We start from the raw sequence: 26,993 nt of genomic DNA on the forward strand, positions 1-26,993 counted from the left end.
ATCACGTCAGGACCTTCCGAATTCATTGTTGATGATGTCGAAGATGTCTTCGGCGGAGGCGGCGTCGAGGGCGAGTTCATCGTCCTCGCCGCCGTCGGCGCCCGCCGCGCTCTCGGTCTCGTTCCATGTCCGCAGCAGCGCTTCGAGTCGTGCGGTGACCCGTTCGCGTTCCGTCGCGTCATCGGAGACGTGGGAAAGGGTGAATTCCAGCTTGTCGATTTCGGCGAGGGCCGGGAGTTCGGGCGTGGTGTCCTCGCCGAGCAGGTCGGCGCGCAGCACATCGGCAAGCGCGCCGGGCGTCGGGTGGTCGAAGACCAGGGTGGCGGTGAGCTGGAGCCCGGTGACCGCGTTCAGCCGGTTGCGGAGTTCGACGGCGGTGAGGGAGTCGAAGCCCAGCTCCTTGAAGGCCCGGCCCGCCTGGACGGCCGTGGTGTCGTCGTGTCCGAGGACGGCGGCGACCTCCGTACGGACCAGGTCGAGCAGGACCTTGTCGGCCTCGGATCCGGTGAGCCCGGTGAGCCGCTGCCGCAGGGACTCCGCCGATGCCTCGGCCGGGCCGCCGTCCGCGCCCTCCGCCGGGTCCGGTGCCAGGGCGGCGCGGACCTCGGGCAGATCGGCGATGAGCGGGCAGGGGCGGGCCGCCGTGAAGGTGGGGGCGAAGCGGTCCCAGTCGACATCGGCCACCGTCACCACGGTCTCGTTCCGGTCCAGCGCCTGCTGGAGTGCGGCGATGGCGGAGTGCGGGGCCATCACCGGCAGGCCGCGGCGGCGCAGGTGCTCGGCCGCCTCGTCGTCGGTGACGAGTCCGCCGTCCGCCCACGGGCCCCAGGCCACGGAGGTGGCGGTGAGCCCGCGGGCCCGGCGCTGTTCGGCCAGTGCGTCGAGGAAGGCGTTTCCGGCCGCGTAGGCGCCCTGGCCGCCACTGCCCCACACCGCGGCGATGGAGGAGAACAGCACGAAGGCGTCCAGCTCGGTGTCGCCGAGCAGCGCGTCCAGATGGGCCGCGCCCGCGACCTTGGCGGCGACCACATCGGCGACCTCGGCCGGGGTGGTCGCCGCGAGCGGTGCGAACTGCCCGACGCCCGCCGTGTGTACGACGGCGGTGAGCGGATGCCCCGGGTGTTCGTCGCGCATCCGGGCCAGCAGCCCGGCGACCGCGTCCCGGTCGGTGACGTCGCAGGCGGCGACGGTCACCCGCACGCCGGAAGCGGCGAGTTCGTCGCGCAGCTCGGTGGCGCCGGGTGCGTCGGGGCCCCGGCGGCTGGTGAGCACCAGATGCTCGGCGCCGTTCTCCGCCAGCCAGCGGGCCACATGGGCGCCCAGCGCGCCGGTGCCGCCGGTGACCAGGACCGTGCCCCGCGGCCGCCAGGGCGCGCCGGAGGCCGGGGTGGACTCGGCGTGGGCGAGGCGGCGGGCCAGGATTCCGGCCGTACGGATCGCCAGCTGGTCCTCGTGGTCGTCGCCGTGTCCGCCGAGCACACCGGCCAGGCGGTCGGCGGCCCGTTCGTCCAGCGTCGCGGGCAGGTCGATCAGACCGCCCCAGCGCTCCGGGTGCTCCAGCGCCACCACCCGGCCCAGGCCCCAGAGCTGCGCCTGTGCGGCGCTGCCGGTCGGTTCCGAGGCGGCGGTGGAGACGGCGCCGGTGGTGGCGCACCACAGCGGGGCGTCCAGGTCCGCGTCCCCGAGCGCCTGCACCAGCACTCCGGTGCGCAGCAGCCCGGTGGGCACGGCGGGGTGGTCGGGGTGCGGGCGCTCGTCCAGCGCGAGCAGCGACAGCACACCGTGCACGGGCTCGTCGGCCGCCGCCTCGCGGATCCGGTCGGCCAGCGCGTCCCGGTCGAGGTCTCCGCCGTCGGCCGGGGTGATGTCGACGCGCCGGATGTCGGCGCCCCGGTCGGCCAGCGCGTCCACGACACGCCGCACGGTCTCGGCGCGGCCCGCGGACGCGGCCGGTTCGGCGACCAGCCAGACGCCGGGGGCGGCGGCGAGCCGCGGCTCCTCCAGCGGCTTCCAGGTGACGCGGTAGCGCCAGCCGTCGAGCGCGGACTGCTCGCGTTCGCGGCGCCGCCACGCGGACAGCGCCGGGAGCAGCGCGCTGAGCGGCTGGTCCACGTCGATGCCCACGGCGTCCGACAGCGAGGCGAGATCGTCGCTCTCGACGGCCTCCCAGAACCGGGCGCCGGCCGTGTCGACGGCCGTGGCCGCCTCGCCGGAGGTGTGGCGCGGGGTGCCGTCGAGCCAGTAGCGCCGCCGCTGGAAGGCGTACGTCGGCAACTCCACGCGCCGCGCACCGGTTCCGGCGAACAGCGCCTCCCAGTCCACGGCCGCGCCCCGCACATGCAGCGTGGCGAGGGCGCCGGTCAGCGTCTCCGTCTCGGGGCGCCCGGCGCGCAGCACGGGCACGAAGGCCACCTCTTGGGCGCCGTCGCCTCCGGCGGTGACGCAGTCCTGCGCCATGGCGGACAGCACCCCGTCCGGGCCCAGTTCGACATAGGTGGTGACGCCCTGGGCCTCCAGGGCGCGGACACCGTCGAGGAAGCGGACGGCGTGGCGGACATGGCGCACCCAGTAGTCCGCGGCCATGCCCAGCTCGTCGGCGACCGGCTGCCCGGTGACCATGGAGACGATCGGGATGCGCGGCGCGCGGTACGTCAGCCCCTCGGCGACCTTGCGGAAGTCGGCGAGCATGCCGTCCATCAGCGGGGAGTGGAACGCGTGGCTCACGGTGAGCCGCTTGGTCTTGCGGCCCCGTGCCTCGAACGACGCCGCGATCTCCAGCGCCGCGTCCTCGTCACCCGCGATGACCACCGAGGTCGGCCCGTTGAGCGTGGCGATGCCGACGCGCTCGGTCAGCAGCGGCTCGACCTCGTCCTCCGCCGCCTGCAGCGCGATCATCGCGCCACGGGCGGGCAGTTGCTGCATCAGCCGGCCGCGGGCGGCCACCAGCGTGGCGGCGTCCTCCAGCGACAGCACCCCGGCCACATGCGCCGCGGCCAGCTCGCCGATGGAGTGCCCGGCCAGGACGTCCGGCCGCAGCCCGGCGGCCTCGGCCAACCGGAACAGCGCCACCTCGATCGCGAACAGCGCGGGCTGGGTGAAGCCGGTCCGGTCCAGCGACTCCTTGTCGTCCCCGAACAGCACGTCGTACAGCGGCCGTTCGAGGTGCCGGTCCAGCTCGGCGCAGACCGCGTCCAGCGCCTCCGCGAAGACCGGACCGGCCTCGTACAGCTCACGGCCCATGCCGAGCCGCTGGCTGCCCTGCCCGGTGAAGAGCACGGCCGTGCGGCCCTCGGCGGGCACACCCCGGATCAGCTGCGCGGCGGACTCGCCACGCGCGAGGGCGGTGAGGCCCGCGAGCAGCCGGTCCCGGTCCGGGCCGAGGACCACCGCGCGGTGCTCCAGGGCGGACCTGGTGGTGGCCAGGGAGTACGCCACGTCCACGGGGCCGAGCGCGGTGTCGGCTTCGAGGTGGGCGCGCAACCGCTCGGCCTGGGCCCGCAGCGCGTCCTCGCCCTTGGCCGAGAGCGGCCAGGCCACCACATCGGGCCGTACGAGCGGGCTCTGCGGTGTGCTGTCGACCGGCTCGTCGTGGGCCGGGGCCTGCTCCAGAACCGTATGGGCGTTGGTGCCGCTGAAGCCGAACGAGGAGACGCCCGCGCGGCGCGGACGGCCGGTCTCCGGCCACTCCACCTGCTCGGTGAGCAGCGACACCGCGCCCGCCGACCAGTCCACGTGCGGCGACGGCTCGTCCACGTGCAGGGTGCGCGGCAGCACACCGTGGCGCATGGCCAGCACCATCTTGATGATGCCCGCGACACCGGCGGCGGCCTGCGTATGACCGATGTTGGACTTGATGGCGCCCAGCCACAGCGGCCGGTCCGCGTCCCGCTCCTGACCGTAGGTGGCCAGCAGCGCCTGCGCCTCGATCGGGTCGCCGAGCCGGGTGCCGGTGCCATGGGCCTCAACGGCGTCCACCTCGGCGGCGGACAGGCCCGCGCCGGCCAGCGCCTGGCGGATGACGCGCTGCTGGGCGGGGCCGTTGGGCGCGGTCAGACCGTTGGAGGCGCCGTCCTGGTTGATGGCGCTTCCGCGCACGATCGCCAGCACCGGGTGGCCGTTGCGGCGGGCGTCCGAGAGCCGCTCCACGAGCAGCATGCCGACGCCCTCACCCCAGCCGGTGCCGTCCGCACCGGCCGCGAACGCCTTGCAGCGACCGTCCGGAGCCAGCCCGCGCTGACGGCTGAACTCGATGTACGCGCCGGGGCTGGACATGACCGTCACACCGCCCGCGAGCGCGAGCGAGCACTCGCCCCGGCGCAGCGCCTGGATCGCCCAGTGCAGCGCCACCAGCGACGACGAACACGCCGTGTCGACAGTGACCGCCGGGCCCTCCAGACCGAAGGTGTACGCGAGCCGGCCGGAGACCACGCTGGCCGCGTTGCCCGTGCCCAGGTAGCCCTCGACCTCCTCGGGGACGGTGTGCAGCGAGGCGTCGTAGTCCTGTCCGTTGGAGCCGACGAAGACACCGGCGGAGGTGCCGCGCAGCGTCGCCGGGTCGATGCCCGCGCGCTCGAACGCCTCCCACGAGGTCTCCAGCAGCAGCCGCTGCTGCGGGTCCATCGCCAGCGCCTCACGGGGCGAGATCCCGAAGAACGGGGCGTCGAAGTGGCCCGCGTCGTAGAGGAAACCGCCCTCGCGGGCGTAGAAGGTGCCCCGCCGGTCGGGGTCCGGGTCGTAGAGCGCGTCCAGGTCCCAGCCGCGGTCGGCCGGGAACTCGGCAATCGCGTCCCCGCCCGCGGTGAGCAGCTGCCACAGCTCCTCGGGGGTGCGGACACCCCCCGGGAAGCGGCAGCTCATCGCCACGATCGCGATCGGGTCGTCATCGGCCGCCGCCGTCACGGCCGCAGGCTGCGAAGCCCCGGCGGCAGTGGTGTCCGCCCCGATGAGCTCGCCGCGCAGATAGTCCGCGAGGGCGGCGGCCGTCGGATAGTCGAAGACCAGGGTCGCGGGGAGCTGGACACCGCTGGCGGCACCGAGCCGGTTGCGCAGCTCGACGGCGGTCAGCGAGTCGAAGCCCAGCTCGCCGAAGGCGCGGTCGGCGGCGATGGACTCCGAACCGTCGTGTCCGAGCACCGCGGCCACCTGCGTACGGACCAGGTCCAGCAGCAGCCGGTCCCGCTCCGCCTCGCCCAACCCGGCAAGCCGGGCGGCGAGCGAGGAGCCATCGGCCGCGGGCGCGGCGGTGCCCTCCGCCGCCGCGCGGGTCTCCGGAAGGTCCGCGAACAGGCGGCTGGGCCGGGCGGCAGCGAAGTCCGGTGCGAACCGGTCCCAGTCGACGTCCGCGACGGTGACCACCGCGTCATCGAGGTCGAGCGCCCGCTGGAGCGCGCCGATCGCCAACTCGGCCTCCATCGGCGGCAGTCCGCCCCGGCGCAGACGCTGCTCCAGCGTTCCGTCCGTGGCCATACCGCCCTCGGCCCACGGGCCCCAGGCGATCGAGGTGGCGGGCAGGCCCTGGGCGCGCCGCCGCTCGGCCAGCGCGTCCAGATAGGCGTTGGCGGCGGCGTAGTTGCCCTGGCCCGCGGCGCCGAACGTGCCGCTGATCGAGGAGAACAGCACGAAGGCCGACAGCTCCCGGTCGCGCGTCAGCTCGTCGAGATGGGCCGCGGCGACCGCCTTGGCGCGCAGGACGGAGGTGAAGCGCTCGGGGGTGAGCGAGTCCAGCACGCCGTCGTCCAGCACCCCCGCCGTGTGCACCACGGCGGTCAGCGGCAGCTCGTCGGGAAGATCGGCGAGGAGCCGCGCGAGCGCGTCCCGGTCGGCCACATCGCATGCGGCGACGGTCACCCGGGCGCCGGAGGCGGCGAGTTCGTCGCGCAGCTCTACGGCGCCGGGGGCGTCGATGCCACGGCGGCTGGTGAGCACCACATGCTCGGCGCCGCCCGCGACCAGCCAGCGGGCCACCTGCGCGCCCAGCGCGCCCGTACCACCGGTGACCAGGGTCGTTCCGGCGCCCGGCGTCCATGTGTCGCCGGAGGAGGCGGTGGCGCGTACGAGCCGACGTCCGAACACGCCCGACGCCCGCACCGCGACCTGGTCCTCGCCACCGACACCGGCCAGCACCTCGGCCAGCCGCCCCAGCGCACGCTCATCGGCCGTCTCCGGGAGGTCGACCAGACCGCCCCAGCGCTCGGGCAGCTCCAACGCGGCCACCCGGCCCAGGCCCCACAGCCGCGCCCCTTCCGGGCTGACCGTGCCGTCCGAACGGCCCACGGCCACCGCGCCCCGCGTGGCCACCCACAGCGGCGCGCCGATACCCGCGTCGCCCAGGGCCTGCGTCAGCGCGGCCGTCCGCAGCAGCGCGTCGCCGTCGGCGGAAGCCGGACCGTCCGCGGAAGCCGGACCGTCCGCGAGGCCCAGCAGGGACAGCACGCCACCGGTTACGGGCTCGTCGCCGATGACTCCGGCCAGCCGTTCGACCACCGCGGCGCGGTCGTCGTCGGCGGCGGTCAGCTCGATGCGGCGCACGTCGGCACCGCGCTCGTTCAGCATCCGTACGGCACCCGCGACCCAGGCGTCCTTGGCCGCCTCGGCCGGTACCACCACAAGCCAACGGCCGCTCGGGGACGTGGCGGAGCGGTCGGTGACCGGCTTCCACACCACCCGGTAGCGCCAGCCGTCCACCGTCGAGCGCTCCGACTGCTGCCGCCGCCACGACGACAGCGAGGGCAGCAGGGCCTCCAGCGCGCCGTTGTCCTCGGTGCCGAGGTTCAGGGTCTCGGCGAGCGAGGCCAGGTCCGCGCGCTCGACGGCCTCCCAGAAGCGGGCGTCGACCGTGTCCTGAGCGGTGGCGTCGGGGGTGGCGGCGGAGGTCCGCACGTCCAGCCAGTAGCGCCGCCGCTGGAAGGCGTACGTCGGCAACTCCACGCGTCGCGCACCGGTTCCGGCGTAGAACGCCTCCCAGTCCAGGGCCACGCCCCGGACCTGCAGGGCGGCGAGGGCGGTGGTGACGGTCTCGGCCTCGGGACGGCCGCCGCGCAGGGCGGCGACGAAGGCCGTCGCCGCGTCGCCCTCGGCGAGGCAGTCCTGGCCCATGGCGGACAGCACACCGTCGGGGCCGAGTTCGAGGTAGGTGGTGACGCCCTGGGCTTCCAACGTCCGTACGCCGTCGAGGAAGCGCACGGCCTCCCGGACGTGGCGCACCCAGAAGTCCGGGCTGGTGATCTCCTCAGCGGAGACCACGGTCCCGGTCAGGTTGGAGACGATCGGAATGCGCGGGGCCTCGTACGACAGCCCCTCGGCCACCGCACGGAACGCCTCCAGCATCCCGTCCATACGCGGCGAGTGGAACGCGTGGCTCACGGTCAGCCGCTTCGTCTTACGACCCTGCGCCTCGAAGGTCGCCGCGATCGAGACAGCCGCATCCTCATCACCCGCGATGACCACGGAGGTGGGGCCGTTGAGCGCGGCGATCGAGACGCGCTCGCTGAGCAGCGGCAGCACCTCGTCCTCGGACGCCTGGACGGCGATCATCGCGCCACCGGCAGGCAGCTCCTGCATCAGCCGCCCACGGGCGGCCACCAGCTTCGCCGCGTCCGCGAGCGAGAGCACACCCGCCACCTGCGCGGCGGCCAGCTCCCCGATCGAGTGGCCCGACAGGAAGTCGGGCCGCAGCCCCCAGGTCTCCACCAGCCGGAACAGCGCCACCTCGATGGCGAACAGCGCGGGCTGAGTGAACCCGGTCCGGTCCAGCGCGGCGGCGTCGTCGCCGAACAGCACCTCCCGCAGCGGCCGCTCCAGATGCGCGTCCAGATGAGCACACACCTCGTCCAGTGCCTCCGCGAACACCGGATAGGCGTCGTACAGCTCACGGCCCATGCCCAGCCGCTGACTCCCCTGCCCCGTGAACAGGAAGGCCAGCTTCCCGGCCACCGGCGAGCCCTGCACCAGGCCCGTGGCCGGTTCGCCGGAGGCCAGTGCCTCCAGGGCGCGCAGGAAGCCGTCGCGGCCGTGGGCCACCAGCACCGCGCGGTCCTCGAAGGTGGTGCGCCCGGCGGCCAGGGTGTAGCCGATGCTGGCCAGGTCCACGTCCTCGCCAACGGAGTCGGCGCGCAGCCGGTCGCGCAGGTGGCGGGCCTGGTCGCGCAGCGCGTCCCGGCCCATGGCCGACAGCGGCCACGGCAGCACCGGCGGTACGGCGGCGGGCCGCGCCGCCCCCACCTCGTGGTCCTCGGCGGCCGGCGGCTGCTCGATGATGGTGTGCGCGTTGGTGCCACTGATGCCGAACGAGGAGATACCCGCACGGCGCGGACGGCCGGTCTCCGGCCACTCCATCCGCTCCGTGAGCAGCGAGACCGCGCCGTCCTCCCAGTCGACGTTGGTCGAGGGCGCGTCCACGTGCAGCGTCCGCGGCAGCACACCGTGGCGCATCGCCAGCACCATCTTGATGATGCCCGCGACACCGGCGGCGGCCTGCGTATGACCGATGTTGGACTTGATCGAGCCCAGCCACAACGGCCGGTCCCCAGGCCGCTCCTGACCGTACGTGGCCAGCAGCGCCTGCGCCTCGATCGGATCACCCAGCGTCGTCCCCGTACCGTGCGCCTCGACCACGTCCACATCGCCCGCCGACAGCCCGGCGCTGGTCAGCGCCTGCCGGATGACGCGCTGCTGGGACGGACCGTTCGGCGCCGTCAGACCGTTCGACGCACCATCCTGGTTGATCGCCGAGCCCCGCACCACCGCAAGCACCGGATGGCCGTTGCGCCGCGCGTCCGACAGCCGCTCCACGAGCAGCATGCCCGCACCCTCGCCCCAGCCCGTGCCGTCCGCCGACGCCGCGAAGGACTTGCACCGGCCATCCGTGGCCAGGCCGCGCTGACGGCTGAAGTCGATGAACGTCTCGGGGGTGGCCATGACCGCCACACCACCGGCCAGCGCCATGGTGCACTCGCCCGCGCGCAGCGCCTGGATCGCCCAGTGCAGCGCCACCAGCGACGACGAACACGCCGTGTCGACCGTGACCGCCGGGCCCTCCAGACCGAAGGTGTACGCCACCCGGCCCGAGGCGATGGAGCCCGCGTTGCCGGTGCCGATGTAGCCCTCGACACCGTCGGGGACGCCATCGATCCCGGTCACATAGTCGTGGTACATGACGCCCGCGAACACACCCGTCTTGCTGCCGCGCACGGCCGCCGGGTCGATGCCCGCGCGCTCGAACGCCTCCCACGACGTCTCCAGCAGCAACCGCTGCTGCGGGTCCATCGCCAGCGCCTCACGCGGCGAGATCCCGAAGAACGCCGGGTCGAAGTCGGCCGCGTCGTGCAGGAAGCCGCCCTCGCGGGTGTACGAGGTGCCCGCGTGGTCGGGGTCCGGGTGGTACAGACCGTCGAGGTCCCAGCCACGGTCCACGGGGAAGCCGGAGATGCCGTCGCCGCCGGTGGCGACGAGTTCCCACAGCTCCTCCGGGGTGCGCACCCCGCCGGGGTAGCGGCAGCTCATGCCGACGATGACGATCGGGTCGTCGTCGACCGCCGGGGCCGCGCCCGTCCGTACGGGGACGAGCGGCGCCGTAGTCTCCTCGGCGCCCAGCAGCGCCTCGCGCAGATGACCGGCCAGGGCGGTGGGGGTCGGGTAGTCGAAGACGAGCGTGGCCGGGAGCCGCAGCCCGGTGACGGTCTTGAGGTCGTTGCGGAGTTCGACGGCGGTGAGCGAGTCGAAGCCCAGCTCCTTGAACGCCCGCCCGGCCTCGACCGCCTCCGGGCCCGGGTAACCGAGCACCACGGCGACCCGGCCGCATACCAACTCCAGCAGCTCACGGTCCTGTTCGGGCCGGGCGAGCCCGGCCAGCCGCTCGGCGAGCGAGGAGCCGTCGGCGGTGGCGGCCGCGGCGGCGGCCCGCCGGACCGGGGTCCGCACCAGGCCGCGGAACAGCGCCGGGACGGTACCGGTCGCCGTGGCCTCGGTGCGCAGCCCCGCGTAGTCGAGCCGCATCGGGAACAGCACGGCGCCGCCGTCGGCGCGGGCCGCCTCGAAGAGCGCGAGCCCCTCGTCGGCGGCGATCGGGGCGACCCCGCCGCGCGCGATGCGCCGCAGGTCGACCTCGTCGAGACCGCTGCCCATGCCCGCACCGCCCCACAGGCCCCAGGCCAGCGCGGTGGCCGGAAGCCCCTGGGCCACGCGGTGCTGGGCGAGCGCCTCCAGGAAGGAGTTGGCGGCGGCGTAACTCGCCTGTCCGGGCGCACCGAACACGGCGGCGGCACCGGAGAACAGCACGAACGCGGACAGCTCGTGGCCGCGGGTCAGCTCGTGCAGGTTGAGCGCCGCGTCCACCTTGGGACGCAGCACCCGGGCCACCCGCTCGGGCGTCAGCGAGCCGAGGATGCCGTCGTCCAGGACGCCCGCCGTGTGCACCACGGCGGTCAGCGGATGCTCGGCCGGGATGGCGGCCAGGGTCGCGGCGAGCGCGTCGCGGTCGGCCACATCGCAGGCCGCCCAGGTCACGGTGGCACCGGCCGCCGTGAGATCGGCGGCCAGCTCCTGGGCGCCGTCGGCGTCGGCGCCACGGCGGCTGACCAGCAGGAGTCGCCGTACGCCGTGGGCGGAGACCAGGTGGCGGGCGAAGAGGCCGCCGAGGGTGCCGCCGGCGCCGGTGATCAGTACGGTGCCGTTGGGGTCGTACGACGGGGCGGTGACGGTATCCGCGTCGGTGTCAGCGGTGTTCTCGGTGACCGGCACCCGGGCCAGCCGGGGCGCGAGCGCCACGCCCGCGCGCAGCGCCAGCTCCGCCTCGTCCACGCCGAGCGCGGCGGGCACCGTACGGTACGAGCCCTCCTCGCCGTCCACATCCAGCAGCACCAGACGGCCGGGGTTCTCCGACTGCGCGGAGCGGAACAGACCGCGCACGGCGGCGTACGGCAGATCCGCCACGCCCGCCCCCGGCTCGGTCTCCACCACGCCCCGGGTCAGCAGCACCAGGCGCGACGCGGCGAACCGCTCATCGGCCAGCCACTCCTGCAGCAGGGCGAGGGTGGCCTGCGTGGCGTCGTACACGGCCGCCGCGTCGGCGCCAACACCGGCACCGAGACCAGCACCGGCACCGGCCAGCAGGACGGTGTCGGGCGCGGGCGCCCCGGCGTCCACCGCCGTCCGCAGCACCGACAGATCCCGGTACGCGGCGAGCCGGATTCCCGGCCCGAACGCGCCCTCCAGCGCGACCAGTTGATCGGCGTCGGCGCCGAGCACCGCCCAGTCGCCCGTGGCCGCGCCGGTCGCGGGCGCCGGAACCGCCGTCCAGTCCAGCCGGAACAGCGACTCGTGCAGCCCACCGCGCGCCGCGCGGACCTGGTCGGCGGAGGCGGCCCGCAGCGCCACGGACTCGACCGTGGCCACCGGACGGCCCGTACCGTCTGCCACCAGCAGCGAGACCGCGTTCGACGGCCGCTCGGACAGCCGCACCCGGAGCGCACCGGCCCCGGCCGCGTGCAGCTGCACGCCGTTCCAGGCGAACGGCAGCAGCGCGCCCTCGGCCAGCGCCGCCTCACGGTCGGCGCTGTCGAGGCCGATGACGTGCAGCGCGGCGTCCAGCAGAGCCGGGTGCAGCCCGAACCGCTCGGCCTCGGCGCCCGACGTCAGCGGCGAGCCCTCGGGGAAGCCCACCTCCGCGTAGAGGTTCTCGCCGAGCCGCCAGGCGCCCTTGAGCCCCTGGAACACCGGCCCGTAGCCGAGACCCGCCCCGGCCAGCTCCTCGTACAGCCCCTCGACCGCGATCGGCGTCGCGCCATGCGGTGGCCATACGGCCAGCTCATCGGTCTCGCCGGACGCGGGGATCCGGGCACCGGGTGCGAGCACACCGGTGGCGTGGCGCGTCCACGGCTCGGTCCCGAGCGCGTCCTGCCGACGCGAATGCAGGCTGAAGGAACGGCGGCCGGACTCATCCGGCCCGTCCACCACGAGCTGCACCCGCACCCCGGTGTGCTCGGGCAGCACGAGCGGGGCTTCCAGGGTCAGTTCATCCAGCCGCTCGCAGCCGACCTGGGCGCCTGCGGCGCCGGCCAGCTCGACGAAGGCCGTACCGGGCAGCAGCACGGTGCCCATGACCGCGTGGTCGGCCAGCCAGGGATGCGTACGGGTGGAGAGCACACCCGTGAGCAGGAGTCCATCGGCGTCGGCGAGCGCGACGGCGGCGCCGAGGAGCGGATGGTCGATGTCGCCCAGCCCGATCGACTCGGGGTCGCCCGCCGCGAGGGCGGCGGCGCTGGGCCAGTAGCGCTGGCGCTGGAAGGCGTAGGTGGGAAGCTCGGCCGGGTCCACGGGGGCGACGCCCGCACCGGCGAAGAGGGCCGTCCAGTCCGGCGTCACCCCACGGACATGCGCCCGCGCGACGGCCGAGAGCAGCGCCTCGGCCTCCGGGCGGTCCTTGCGCAGCGCGGCGGCGAACGCGGTGTCCTCGCCGGTCACACACTCCTGCGCCATCGCGGAGAGCACGCCGTCGGGGCCGAGTTCGACGAAGGTGGTCACACCCTGGGCTTCCAAGGTGCGGACGCCGTCGAGGAAGCGGACGGCCTGACGGACGTGGCGCACCCAGAAGTCGGGGCTGGTGATCTCCTCAGCGGAGACGACGGAACCGGTGAGGTTGGAGACGATCGGAATGCGCGGGGCCTCGTACGACAGCCCCTCCGCGACCTCACGGAACGCCTCCAGCATCCCGTCCATACGCGGCGAGTGGAACGCGTGGCTGACCGTGAGCCGCTTCGTTTTCCGACCCTGCGCCTCGAACGACGCGGCGATCTCCAGCGCCGCGTCCTCGTCGCCCGCGACCACGACCGACGTCGGCCCGTTCAGCGCGGCAATGCTGACCCGTTCGGTCAGCAGCGGCAGCACCTCGTCCTCCGACGCCTGCACCGCGATCATCGCGCCACCGGCCGGAAGCTCCTGCATCAACCGCCCACGCGCCGCCACCAGCGCGGCGGCGTCCGCGAGCGAGAGCACACCCGCCACATGGGCGGCGGCCAGCTCACCAATCGAATGCCCGGACAGGAAGTCCGGCGTCAGACCCCACGCCTCGACCAGCCGGAACAGCGCCACCTCAACCGCGAACAACGCAGGCTGCGTGAACCCCGTCTGGTCCAGTACGGCCGCGTCATCCCCGAAGAGAACCTCGCGCAGCGGCCGCTCCAGATGCAGATCCAGATGCGCGCACACCTCATCCAGCGCATCCGCGAACATCGGATAGGCGTCATACAACTCACGGCCCATGCCCAGCCGCTGGCTGCCCTGCCCCGTGAACAGGAACGCCACCCTGCCCTCGGCAACCACCCCCTCGACCACACCCGAGGCAGACTCACCCCGAGCCACGGCGTCGAGCGACCGCAGCAGCTCGTCCCGGTCGCCGACGGTCAGCACCGCACGCCGCTCCAGGGCGGCGCGGCCGACGGCCAGGGCGTGGGCGACGTCGAGCGGCGCCGACTCCGGCCGCGACGCGAGGTAGGTGTGCAGCCGCGCGGCCTGCTCCCGCAGCGCCTCGGCGTTCTTGGCCGACAGGACGAACGGCAGGAGGCCATCGAGGCCGTTCCGCTCGGGCGTCTCGGCCGGGGCGGCCGGAAGCGCCGGGACCGGGTCCGGGGCCTGCTCGATGATGGTGTGCGCGTTGGTGCCACTGATGCCGAACGAGGAGATACCCGCACGGCGCGGACGACCGGTCTCCGGCCACTCAACCTGCTCCGTCAGCAGCGAGACGGCCCCCGCCGACCAATCCACATGCGGCGACGGCGCGTCCACATGCAGCGTCTGCGGCAACACCCCGTGCCGCATCGCCAGCACCATCTTGATGATGCCCGCGACACCGGCCGCCGCCTGCGTATGACCGATGTTGGACTTGATCGAGCCCAGCCACAACGGCCGGCCCCCAGCCCGCTCCTGACCGTACGTGGCCAACAGCGCCTGCGCCTCGATCGGATCACCCAGCGTCGTCCCCGTACCGTGCGCCTCGACCACATCCACATCGCCCGCCGACAGCCCGGCGCTGGTCAGCGCCTGCCGGATGACACGCTGCTGAGACGGACCGTTCGGCGCCGTCAGACCGTTCGACGCACCATCCTGGTTGATCGCCGAGCCCCGCACCACCGCAAGCACCAGATGGCCATTGCGCCGCGCATCCGACAGCCGCTCCACGAGCAGCATGCCGACGCCCTCGCCCCAGCCGGTGCCATCGGCCCCGGCCGCGAACGCCTTGATCCGGCCGTCCTCCGCCAGCCCGCGCTGACGGCTGAAGTCGATGAAGTTCTCGGGGGTGGACATCACCGTGACGCCGCCCGCGAGCGCCATCGTGCACTCGCCCTGCCGCAGCGCCTGCACCGCCAGATGCAGCGCCACCAGCGACGACGAGCAGGCCGTGTCGACCGTGACGGCCGGGCCCTCCAGACCGAAGGTGTACGCCACCCGGCCGGACACCACGCTCGCCGCGTTGCCCGTGCCCAGATGGCCCTCCAGGCCCTCGGGCGCCTGCATCAGCAGCGACAGATAGTCCTGGCCGTTGGTCCCGGCGAAGACGCCGATCTGCTGACCGCGCAGCGCACCCGGGTCGATGCCCGCGCGCTCGAACGCCTCCCACGAGGTCTCCAGCAGCAACCGCTGCTGCGGGTCCATCGCCAGCGCCTCACGCGGCGAGATCCCGAAGAACGAGGCATCGAAGTCCCCGGCGTCGTAGAGGAAACCACCCTCACGCGCGTACGACGTCCCCTGACGGTCCGGGTCCGGGTCGTACAGCCCCGCCAGATCCCAGCCACGGTCCGACGGGAACTCCGCGATGGCGTCGCCACCCGCCGCCAGAAGCTCCCACAGCTCCTCGGGCGACCGCACCCCACCCGGGAAACGGCAGCTCATCGCCACGATCGCGATCGGATCGTCGGCCACCGCGACCGCCGGCGCGGCCACGCCACCGGCCACCGCGGCGTCCGCGCCCAGCAACTCCGTGCGGAGGTGGTCGGCGAGGGCGGTGGCGTTCGGGTAGTCGTAGATGAGCGTGGCGGGCAGCCGGAGGGCGGTCGCCGCGTTCAGCCGGTTGCGGAGTTCGACGGCGGTGAGCGAGTCGAAGCCCAGCTCCTTGAAGGCACGTCCGGCCTCGACCGCCTCGGCCCCACCGTGCCCCAGCACCGACGCGACCTGCGTCCGCACCAGCTCCAGCAGCGTCTGTGCGCGCTCGTTGTCCGTCAGGCCGGACAGCCGCTCCGCCAGGGTGCCGGTCCCGGCGGTGGCGGCCGGGCGCGGCGCGCCCTCGACGGGCGCCGGACGCGCGGCCCGTACCTCGCCGAACAGCGCACTCGGCCGTACGGCGGTGAACTCGGCCAGGAACCGGTCCCAGTCGATGTCCGCGACCGTCACGGCGGTGTCATCGAGGTCCAGCGCCTGCCGCAGCGCGGTGAGCGCCGACTCGGGCGCCATGGGCGGCACGCCGTCGCGGCGCATCCGCCGCTCCAGCGCCTCGTCGGCGGCCATGCCGCCCTCGGCCCACGGGCCCCAGGCGATCGAGGTGGCGGGCAAGCCCTGGGCGCGGCGCAGCTCGGCCAGCGCGTCCAAGTAGGCGTTGGCCGCCGCGTAGTTGCCCTGCCCGGCGGCACCCACCGACCCGGCGAACGAGGAGAAGAGGACGAACGCCGAAAGGTCCAGGTCGCGCGTCAGCTCATGGAGGTTCTGCGCGGAGGTGGCCTTGGCGCGCACCACGCGCTCCAGGCGCTCGGCGTCCAGCGTGTCCACAAGGCCGTCGTCCAGCACACCGGCCGCGTGCACGACGGCGGTCAGCGGGAACTCGGCCGGTATGGACGCCAGCAGTTCCGCGAGCGCGTCCCGGTCCGCCACATCACACGCGGCAACGGTCACCCGAGCACCCGACGCCGCCAGCTCATCCCGCAGCCCCATCGCGCCCGGGGCGTTGAGCCCCCGGCGACTGGTGAGCACCACATGCTCGGCACCGTTCGCCACCAGCCAGCGGGCCAGCCGCGCACCCAGCGCACCCGTACCGCCGGTCACCAACACCGAACCCGAGGGCCGCCAGCCCTCGTCGTCCGACATCCGGGTGCCGGAAGCCTCGGTCAGCCGGCGTCCGAAGACACCCGAGCCGCGCACCGCGACCTGATCCTCGCCACCGGCCCCGGCCAGCACACCCGCCAGCCGCCCCAGCGCACGCTCGTCGGCCGTCTCGGGAAGGTCGACCAGACCACCCCAGCGCTCCGGCAGCTCCAACGCCACCACCCGGCCAAGCCCCCACACCAGCGCCTGGCCCGGGCTCACCACACCATCCGAACGCCCCACCGACACCGCACCCCGCGTCGCCACCCACAACGGCGCCACACCCACACCCGCATCACCCAACGCCTGCACCAACGCGGCCGTCCGCAGCAGACCCGCCTCACCGTCGACCGCCGCCAGCAGGGAGAACACCCCCGCCACCGAACCGCCCACGACCGCCGTACGCAGCTCATCCGCCATCCCGGCCCGGTCCGCCGCAACCGACTCGACCACACGCACATCCACACCACGCCCGGCCAGCATCCGCACCACACCCGTGGCCCACACACCCCCGGCCCCCTCCACCGGGACCACAACCACCCAGCAGCCACCCGACACCCCAACCGAAGACCGCTCCGTCACCGGCTTCCACACCACCCGGTAACGCCACCCATCCACCGCAGAACGCACCGACTCCTGCCGCCGCCACGACGACAACGCAGGCAGCACCTCACCCAGCGAAACCCCCGGATCCACCGCCAGCTCCGCCGCCAACGCGGCCACATCCCCGCGCTCCACCACATCCCAGAACCGCCCATCGACGGCACTGCCCGACGCGGCGACCTCCGCCGCCGGGGCCTCCTCCCACCAGTACCGCGTGCGCTGGAAGGCGTACGTCGGCAGCTCGACCCGCCGGGCACCGGTGCCCGCGAAGTAGCCACCCCAGTCCAGGGACTGGCCCCGGACGTGCAGCAGGGCGAGGGCGGCGGTCACCGACTCGGCCTCCGCACGTCCCTTCCGCAGCACGGCGGCGAACGCGGCTTCGCCGCCGGTCACACACTCCTGCGCCATCGCGGAGAGGACACCGTCGGGGCCGAGTTCGACGAAGGTCGTCACACCCTCCGCTTCCAACGTCCGCACGCCATCGAGGAAGCGAACGGCCTGACGGACGTGGCGCACCCAGAAGTCGGCCGTCGTGATCTCCTCGGCGGAGACCACGGTCCCGGTCAGATTCGACACGATCGGAATGCGCGGGGCCTCGTACGACAGCCCCTCCGCGACCTCACGGAACGCCTCCAGCATCCCGTCCATACGCGGCGAGTGGAACGCATGGCTGACCGTGAGCCGCTTCGTTTTCCGACCCTGCGCCTCGAACGACGCGGCGATCTCCAGCGCCGCGTCCTCGTCACCCGCGATCACGACCGACGTCGGCCCGTTGAGCGCGGCAATGCTGACCCGTTCGGTCAGCAGCGGTGAGACCTCGTCCTCCGACGCCTGCACCGCGATCATCGCGCCACCGGCCGGAAGCTCCTGCATCAACCGCCCACGCGCCGCCACCAGCGCGGCGGCGTCCTCCAGGGACAGCACACCCGCCACATGGGCGGCGGCCAGCTCACCAATCGAATGCCCGGACAGGAAGTCCGGCGTAAGACCCCACGCCTCGACCAGCCGGAACAGCGCCACCTCAACCGCGAACAACGCAGGCTGCGTGAACCCCGTCTGGTCCAGTACGGCCGCGTCATCCCCGAAGAGAACCTCCCGCAGCGGCCGCTCCAAATGCAGATCCAGATGCGCACACACCTCATCCAGCGCATCCGCGAACACCGGATAGGCGTCATACAACTCACGGCCCATGCCCAGCCGCTGGCTGCCCTGCCCCGTGAACAGGAACGCCACCTTGCCCTCGGCAACCGCCCCCTCGACCACACCCGAGGCAGACTCACCCCGAGCCACGGCGTCCAGGCCCGCGAGGAACGTCTCGCGGTCGGTGGTGATGAGCGCCGCGCGCTGTTCCAGCGCGGTGCGGCTGGTGGCGAGCGAGAAGGCGAGGTCGGTCGGGCTCAGTTCGGGGTGGGTGCGGAGATGGGTGGCCAGCTGTGCTGCCTGGGCGTGCAGCGCCTGTCCGTCTTTCGCCGACAGCAGCCACGGCAGCACGGGCAGATCACGCGGCGCGGGCTCCACGACCGCAGCCGGAAGGTCCGGGGCCTGCTCGATGATGGTGTGCGCGTTGGTGCCACTGAGCCCGAAGGACGACACGCCCGCGCGGCGCGGACGACCGGTCTCCGGCCACTCAACCTGCTCCGTCAGCAGCGAGACGGCCCCCGCCGACCAATCCACATGCGGCGACGGCGCGTCCACATGCAGCGTCTGCGGCAACACCCCGTGCCGCATCGCCAGCACCATCTTGATGATGCCCGCGACACCGGCCGCCGCCTGCGTATGACCGATGTTGGACTTGATCGAGCCCAGCCACAACGGCCGGCCCCCAGCCCGCTCCTGACCGTACGTGGCCAACAGCGCCTGCGCCTCGATCGGATCACCCAGCGTCGTCCCCGTACCGTGCGCCTCGACCACATCCACATCGCCGGCCGACAGCCCGGCGCTGGTCAGCGCCTGCCGGATGACACGCTGCTGAGACGGACCGTTCGGCGCCGTCAGACCGTTCGACGCACCATCCTGGTTGATCGCCGAGCCCCGCACCACCGCAAGCACCGGATGGCCATTGCGCCGCGCATCCGACAGCCGCTCGACCAGCAGCATGCCGACGCCCTCGCCCCAGCCGGTGCCATCGGCCCCGGCCGCGAACGCCTTGATCCGGCCGTCCTCCGCCAGCCCGCGCTGACGGCTGAAGTCCACGAACGCCTCCGGCGTGGACATCACCGTGACGCCACCGGCGAGCGCCATCGTGCACTCGCCGCCGCGCAGCGCCTGAACCGCCATGTGCAGAGCCACCAGCGACGACGAACACGCCGTGTCCACCGTCACCGCCGGGCCCTCCAGACCGAAGGTGTACGCCACCCGGCCGGACACCACGCTCGCCGCGTTGCCCGTGCCCAGATGGCCCTCCAGACCCTCGGGCGCCTGCATCAGCAGCGACAGATAGTCCTGGCCGTTGGTCCCGGCGAAGACGCCGATCTGCTGACCGCGCAGCGCACCCGGGTCGATGCCCGCGCGCTCGAACGCCTCCCACGACGTCTCCAGCAGCAACCGCTGCTGCGGGTCCATCGCCAGCGCCTCACGCGGCGAGATCCCGAAGAACGAGGCATCGAAGTCCCCGGCGTCGTAGAGGAAACCACCCTCACGCGCGTACGACGTCCCCTGACGGTCCGGGTCCGGGTCGTACAGCCCCGCCAGATCCCAGCCACGGTCCGACGGGAACTCCGCGATGGCGTCGCCACCCGCCGCCAGAAGCTCCCACAGCTCCTCGGGCGACCGCACCCCACCCGGGAAACGGCAGCTCATCGCCACGATCGCGATCGGATCGTCGGCCACCGCGACCGCCGGCGCGGCCACATCGCCGCCCGCAGCGGCGTCCACGCCCAGCAACTCCGTCCGCAGATGGTCCGCGAGAGCGGTGGCGTTCGGGTAGTCGTAGATGAGCGTGGCGGCCAGCCGCAGGCCGGTCGCCGCGTTCAGCCGGTTGCGCAGCTCGATCGCGGCCAGCGAGTCGAAGCCCAGCTCCTTGAAGGCACGTCCGGCCTCGACCGCCTCGGCCCCACCATGCCCCAGCACCGACGCGACCTGCGCCCGCACCAACTCCAGCAGCGCACGATCCTGTTCGGCCCTCGAAAGGCCGCGCAGGCGCTCGCCGAGCGGGGTGGCGGAGTCGGCATCGGTGACGACCTGTCCGGTGTCGGCGCCGGTCGCGGCGCGCGGCCCGGCCTCCGCCGCCGCCAGCTCGGCGATCAGCGGGCTCGGCCGTACGGCGGTCAGAGTGCGGGCGAAGTTCTCCCAGTCGATGTCCGCGACCGTCACGGCGGTGTCATCGAGCTCCAGCGCCTGCCGCAGGGCGGCGACGGCGGATTCGGGCGCCATCGGTGGCATGCCCTCGCGGCGCATCCGCCGCTCCATGGCGTCGTCACCCGCCATGCCGCCCTCGGCCCACGGGCCCCAGGCGATCGAGGTGGCGGGCAAGCCCTGGGCGCGGCGCCGCTCGGCCAGCGCGTCCAAGTAGGCGTTGGCCGCCGCGTAGTTGCCCTGCCCGGCGGCGCCCACCGACCCGGTGATCGAGGAGAAGAGCACAAACGCCGAAAGGTCCAGGTCGCGCGTCAGCTCGTCCAGATGGCGCGCGGCGTTGACCTTCGCCCGGAGCACCGAGGCGAACCGCTCGGGCGTGAGCGAGTCCAGTACGCCGTCGTCGAGCACACCGGCCGCGTGGACGACGGCGGTCAGCGGAAGCTCCTCCGGCAGCCCGGCCAGCAGTTCCGCGAGCGCGTCCCGGTCCGCCACATCACACGCGGCAACGGTCACCCGAGCACCCGACGCCGCCAGCTCATCCCGCAGCTCCACCGCGCCCGGAGCCTCCAGCCCCCGGCGACTGGTGAGCACCACATGCTCGGCACCGTTCGCCACCAGCCAGCGGGCCAGCCGCGCACCCAACGCGCCTGTACCGCCCGTGACCAGCACCGACCCAGCACCCGGCGACCACGAGCCCTCGGAGGCCGAACCCGTTGCCGACCCCGCCGCGGCCGCCCGCACCAGCCGGCGTCCGAAGACACCCGAGCCGCGCACCGCGACCTGATCCTCGCCACCGGCCCCGGCCAGCACACCCGCCAGCCGCCCCAGCACCCGCTCATCCACCGACTCCGGCAGATCGACCAGACCACCCCAGCGCTCCGGCAGCTCCAACGCCGCCACCCGGCCAAGCCCCCACACCAGCGCCTGGCCCGGGCTCACCACACCATCCGAACGCCCCACCGACACCGCACCCCGCGTCGCCACCCACAACGGCGCCGCACCCACACCCGCATCACCCAACGCCTGCACCAACGCGGCCGTCCGCAGCAGACCCGCCTCATCGTCGACCGCACCCGCACCCTCGCCCACCGCCAGAAGCGACACCACACCCGTCACCGAACCGCCCACGACCGCCGTACGCAGCTCATCCGCCATCCCGGCCCGGTCCGCCGCAACCGACTCGACCACACGCACATCCACACCACGCCCGGCCAGCATCCGCACCACACCCGTGGCCCACACACCCCCGGCCCCCTCCACCGGGACCACAACCACCCAGCAGCCACCCGACACCCCAACCGAAGACCGCTCCGTCACCGGCTTCCACACCACCCGGTAACGCCACCCATCCACCGCAGAACGCACCGACTCCTGCCGCCGCCACGACGACAACGCAGGCAGCACCTCACCCAGCGAAACCCCCGGATCCACCGCCAGCTCCGCCGCCAACGCGGCCACATCCCCGCGCTCCACCACATCCCAGAACCGCCCATCGACCGCCGAACCCGACGCGGCAGCCTCCGCCGATCCCGGCAGGGCCGGGGCCGGGGCGTTGAGCCAGTACCGCTGGCGCTGGAAGGCGTAGGTGGGCAGGTCGATCGTGCGGGCGCCGGTGGTGGCGTACGGGGCGGCCCAGTCGGCCTTCTTGCCCCGGACGTACGCCAGCGCCACGGCCCCGGTCAGGGTTTCGGCCTCGGGGCGCCCGCCGCGCAGCGTCGCGGCGTAGGCGGTGCCGTCGGCGTCGGGCAGGCAGTCCTGGGCCATGGCGGTGAGCACGGCGTCGGGGCCGAACTCCAGGAAGGTGGTGGCGCCCTTGTCGGCCAGCGTCCGCACACCGTCCAGGAAGCGGACGGCCTCCCGGACATGGCGCACCCAGTACTCGGGCGAGCACAGCTCCTCGGCGGTGGCGACGCGCCCGGTGACGGTGGAGACCACGGGGATGCGCGGCGGTGCGTACTCCAGCACCTGGGCGACGCGCCGGAATTCGGCGAGCATGCCCTCCATCAGCGGGGAGTGGAACGCGTGGCTCACGGTGAGCCGCTTGGTCTTGCGGCCCCACTCCTCGAAGGACGCCGCGATCTCCAGCGCCGCGTTCTCCTCGCCCGAGACGACGACGGAGCGGGGGCCGTTGACGGCGGCGATGCCGATCCGGTCCTCGCGTCCGGCGAGCAGCGGCAGCACCTCGTCCTCCGACGCCTGCACCGCGATCATCGCGCCACCGGCCGGAAGCTCCTGCATCAACCGCCCACGCGCCGCCACCAGCGCGGCGGCGTCCTCCAGGGACAGCACACCCGCCACATGGGCGGCCGCGAGTTCGCCGATGGAGTGTCCGGCGAGCAGTTCGGGGCGCAGTCCCCAGGATTCGACGAGGCGGTAGAGCGCGACCTCGACGGCGAACAGGGCGGGCTGGGTGTAGTCGGTGCGGTCCAGGAGGGCGGCCTCGGGGCTGCCCTCCTCGGCGAAGAGCACGTCGAGCAGCGGGTGTTCGAGCTGCTCCTCGAGGTACCAGCAGGCGTCGTCGAGGGCTTCGGCGAAGACGGGGTAGGCGTCGTAGAGCTCGCGGCCCATGTCGAGGCGCTGGCTGCCCTGTCCGGTGAAGAGCAGGGCGAGCTTTCCGGCGACGGGGGCGCCGCGGACGACGGTCGGTCCGTCGCCGTCCTCGGCGAGGGTGCGCAGGGCGGAGAGGAAGCCGTCGCGGTCGCCGGCCAGGAGCACGGCGCGCTGTTCGAAGGTGGCGCGGGTGGTGGCCAGGGAGTGGCCGATGTCGGTGAGGGCGAGCCCGGGGTCGGCCTCCAGCAGCGTGTGCAGCCGCTCGGCCTGGCCGCGGAGGGCGTCGGTGGTCTTCGCGGACAGGGTCCAGGGCAGGACGGCGGGTTCCGCGGAGCCCTGGCCGTCGGGGGCCTCGGCCTCGCTTCGCTCCTCGCCGTCGGCCGGCGGCTGTTCGATGATGGCGTGGGCGTTGGTGCCGCTCATGCCGAACGAGGAGACGGCCGCGCGGCGCGGGCGGTCGTTCTCCGGCCATGCCCGCGCCTCGGTCAGCAGCTCGATGTCACCGGCGGTCCAGTCGACATGCGGGGTCGGCTCGTCGATGTGCAGGGAGCGCGGCAGGACGCCGTGGCGCATCGCCATGACCATCTTGATGATGCCGCCGACACCGGCCGCGGACTGGGTGTGGCCGATGTTGGACTTGAGCGAGCCGAGCCACAGCGGCCGGTCCGCCGCGCGCTCCTGGCCGTAGGTGGCGAGCAGCGCCTGGGCCTCGATGGGGTCGCCCAGCGTCGTACCGGTGCCGTGGGCCTCCACGACGTCGACGTCACCGGACGAGAGTCCGGCGTTGGCGAGGGCCTGGCGGATGACGCGCTGCTGGGCGGGGCCGCTGGGGGCGGTGAGGCCGTTGCTGGCGCCGTCCTGGTTGATGGCGGTGCCGCGGACGACGGCGAGGACCCGGTGGCCGTTCTTCTGGGCGTCCGAGAGCCGTTCGACGAGCAGCATGCCGACGCCCTCGCCCCAGGCGGTGCCGTCGGCGGCGGCGGCGAACGGCTTGCAGCGTCCGTCGGCGGCGAGGCCGCGCTGGCGGCTGAAGGCGATGAACGAACCGGGGTTGGCCATGACGGCCGCGCCACCGGCGAGCGCCATCGTGCACTCGCCCGCGCGCAGCGCCTGGACGGCCAGGTGGAGCGCGACCAGGGAGGAGGAGCACGCGGTGTCGACGGTGACGGTGGGGCCTTCGAAGCCGAAGGTGTAGGCGATCCGGCCGGAGGCGACGCTGGCGGCGTTGCCGGTGACCAGATAGCCCTCGAAGCCCTGCTCGGCCTCGTGCAGCCGGGGGCCGTAGTCCTGGGTCTCGGCGCCGACGAACACACCGGCCCGGCCGCCCCGGAGGGTCGCGGGGTCGATACCGGCGCGTTCGAAGACCTCCCAGGAGGTCTCCATCAGCAGCCGCTGCTGCGGGTCCATCGCGAGGGCCTCGCGCGGCGAAATACCGAAGAACGCCGGATCGAACTCATCGGCGTCGTGCAGGAATCCGCCTTCGCGGGTATAGCTGCTGCCTGCCTTGTCCGGGTCGGGGTCGTAAAGCCCGGCGAGATCCCAGCCCCGGGTCACCGGGAATTCGGAGATGACGTCTTTTCCGCCCGCGACGATTTCCCACAGTTCTTCGGGAGAGCCGACCGAACCGGGGAATCGGCAGCTCATTCCGACAATGGCGATGGGCTCGTCGGCGGCGATCGGACCCATTGTGGCGTCGGCCGGGGACGCGTCGGGACCGTCGTTCTCCCCCAGCAGTTCGGCGCGCACATGGCGGGCGAGGTCGGCGGGGGTGGGGTGGTCGAAGGCGAGGGTGACCGGCAGTCGCAGTCCGGTGGCGGCGGTCAGCCGGGCGTGCAGATCAACGGTGGCGAGGGAGTCGAAGCCCAGGTCGAGGAAGGGGCGCTCGGGGTCGAGGACATCCGGCGCCTTGTCCTTGAGGGCCTGCTCGACGATCTCGCCGACCCAGGCGGTGAGGGCCTCGGCGCGCTCGGCCTCGGGAATCTGGGCGAGCCGGTCCCGCCACGGGGACGTTCCCTGGGGGCTCGTGCCCCCCATTTCGGTGTGCTCGGGCGTGAAATCCACGGACTCACTCACCATCGCGCGCCCCATTACCCTCGCAGACATAACACCAAGACCGTACGTCAGCTTTACACAGGGCAGGGCGGCTAGAAACCCCTTCAAACCCCCTATGGACCCCTATCATCCCTTTGGGGTCCCGTATCCGCGGGGCATCGCGCAATGGCCACGCTTAATTCACCAGAGTGCATGAGAATTCCGGTGACGACAAGGATCTCGAGCAAATAATGCGCCCAGTATTCAGTTTTTCGGAGGCGGAGGGGTTCAGAGGTGGAGGGGCGGCCTTTCGGTCCGCCCCTCCACCTCTCGGGGGATCGCCAGTTGGTCTTGGGGTGGTGTCAGCCGCGGTCGGGGGCTCTCTCGATGAACGGAGCGAGCAGCCCGGGTACCGCGGTCTCCGCGAGGGCGATTCCCTGGCCTTCGGTCAGGTCGTACACGTGGTAGACGCCTTCACCGGCGGCGGTGGTGGCGCCGAGGGTGATCAGCCCGACCCGGCGCTGGAACGGAGTCCGGGAGAACTTCCAGCCGATGATCGCCTCACGCTGATGGGCGACGGTGCGGCGGGCGAACGCCCCGGAGCACATCACCAGGAAGCGACCGCGCAGGAGGTGGCCGAGGCTGTGGTAAGCGTTGAAGGCGAACGCCACCAGGACCGGCACCAGCACCACACCGGTGATCACGCCGGTGATGACGAGCCAGGAGCCGAGCCACAGGCCCAGGCCCACCGGGACGGCCGCGATCAGGACCGACCAGATGAGGGCGCGGTTGATCCGGCGCCGCAGGGCCTCCCTGGGGTGCGGGAGCAGACCCTTGCGCTCGATCAGACCGGGGCCGGTCGGCAGCGCCTCGGCGGCGACCCGCAGGGCCTCGCCGCGCGGAGTGGGCGGGGTCAGGGCCCGGCGCCTGCGGTTGTCCTCCTGGTTGCCCAGACCGCTGGCGACGGCGTTGAGCTTGGCGCCCTTGGCCCAGCGCAGCGGGATGGGCTCGACGAGTTCGAGGCCGCGCAGATGGCGTTCCTCGATGCTCACGGAGCGGGTGGCCAGCAGTCCGCGGCGGATGCGGAGGATTCCGCCGTCCTCGCGGCGCAGTTCGTAGCCCGCCCAGTTCTCGATGAAGGTGGCGGTGGAGCCGATCATGCCGAGGACGACGATGAGGACGGCGGCCAGCAGGGCTCCGTACCAGAGCGGAATGGTGCCAAACCGGTTCTCGAGGTCCTTGATGATGCCGAGGTCGAGCGGGTTGACCTGGAGCTCGCTCAGGGTGCGGTAGGCACTGGCCGCGGCGATGAAGACGCCGCCCACGCCCCAGAGGGTCAGCGGGCCGTAGCGCAGCCAGGACCAGTCCAGCCGGCTGAGCACACCGTCGCTGTCCACCGGCCGGGCCCGGCCGGCGTCGCGCAGGGCGATGATCCGGCCGCGCAGCTCCAGGGCCTCGGCCTTGGTGATGCCGTCGAGGGCGAGCCTGCGCGCGGCGGCGTCGCTCTGGTCCCCGCTGTCGATCCGCAGCGTGGTGAGGCCGAAGATCCGGTGGACCGGGTTGGCGGTGAGGTCGACACCGCGGATGCGGCCGATCGGGACCGAGCGCTCGCTGCGGAAGAGCAGACCGGTGTGGAGCTCGAAGCGGTCCTCGGTGAGCCGGTAACGGGTGGTGAACAGGCGCATCAGCCCGATGCCGCTGATGACCAGGAAGGTCACGAACAGCGAGCCGAGGGTGATGATGACCTGGAGGTTGGTGTCGCCGCCGGTGACCGCGAGGCTGGCCAGGAACATGGCCACCGGTGCGGCCAGGATGGACAGGTTGACCAGGAGCAGACGGCTGTTGAGCCGCCCCCAGTCCTGGCCGGCCGCGTGGGAGGGCGACCGCACGGTGGTGTCCGACGTCATGTGGCGTCTCCCGGGACGGCCTGGGTGGACTTGGCCAGGTACTCGACCAGGTCCGACGCCATCTTCTGGTCGATGCCCTTGATCTTCACCGCGCCCGCGGCGGAGGCGGTGGTCACGGTGACGCCGGAGAGCCCGAACATCTGCTGGATCGGGCCGCGCAGGGTGTCCACGGTCTGGACCCGGGAGAGCGGAACGACCCGCCACTGCTGCCAGAGCCAGCCGGAGGCCGCGTAGACCGCCTCGTTGGTGGCCTCCCAGCGGTGGACCCGGTAGCGCCAGGCCGGCATGACGGCCATGTAGAGCAGCCCGGGGACCAGCGAGATCAGCGTGGCCCACATGAAGAACTCACGTGTGGGGGGGATGGAGGCCCACAGGATCCCGAAGACGAGCGGCAGAGGCAGGGCGAAGACCGCGGACTGCACGGTCCACCAGCCGATCGCACGGCGGTCGACCCGGTGCCGAGGCGGTCGGAGCCTCAGGTTGTCATGGCGTTCCACTGCTTCACCCTGCTCTTGCGTCTGACGGGTGCCGGGGCGGGCCCGG

3 protein-coding genes are annotated in these 26,993 nt (G+C 73.2%); all 3 read right to left on the minus strand.

Annotated features, from left to right (window positions below):
* Positions 1-6: 6 nt before the first annotated feature.
* Positions 7-24,573: a type I polyketide synthase gene (locus AS97_RS47390; protein ID WP_247204405.1), complete on the minus strand. Its 24,567-nt coding sequence runs from the start codon at positions 24,571-24,573 to the stop codon at positions 7-9.
* A gap of 332 nt (positions 24,574-24,905) precedes the next feature.
* The gene (locus AS97_RS17705; RefSeq protein WP_210565256.1) at positions 24,906-26,450 is read right to left on the minus strand and encodes a PH domain-containing protein; all 1,545 of its coding nucleotides are present in this window, start codon (positions 26,448-26,450) and stop codon (positions 24,906-24,908) included.
* The gene (locus AS97_RS17710) at positions 26,447-26,947 is read right to left on the minus strand and encodes a PH domain-containing protein (protein WP_059142150.1); all 501 of its coding nucleotides are present in this window, start codon (positions 26,945-26,947) and stop codon (positions 26,447-26,449) included. Before AS97_RS17710 ends, AS97_RS17705 begins: the two co-directional genes overlap by 4 nt.
* Between the last annotated feature and the right edge of the window lie 46 nt (positions 26,948-26,993).

It is taken from the genome of Streptomyces sp. AgN23, assembly GCF_001598115.1.
GTDB classification, from domain to species: Bacteria; Actinomycetota; Actinomycetes; order Streptomycetales; family Streptomycetaceae; genus Streptomyces; species Streptomyces antimycoticus.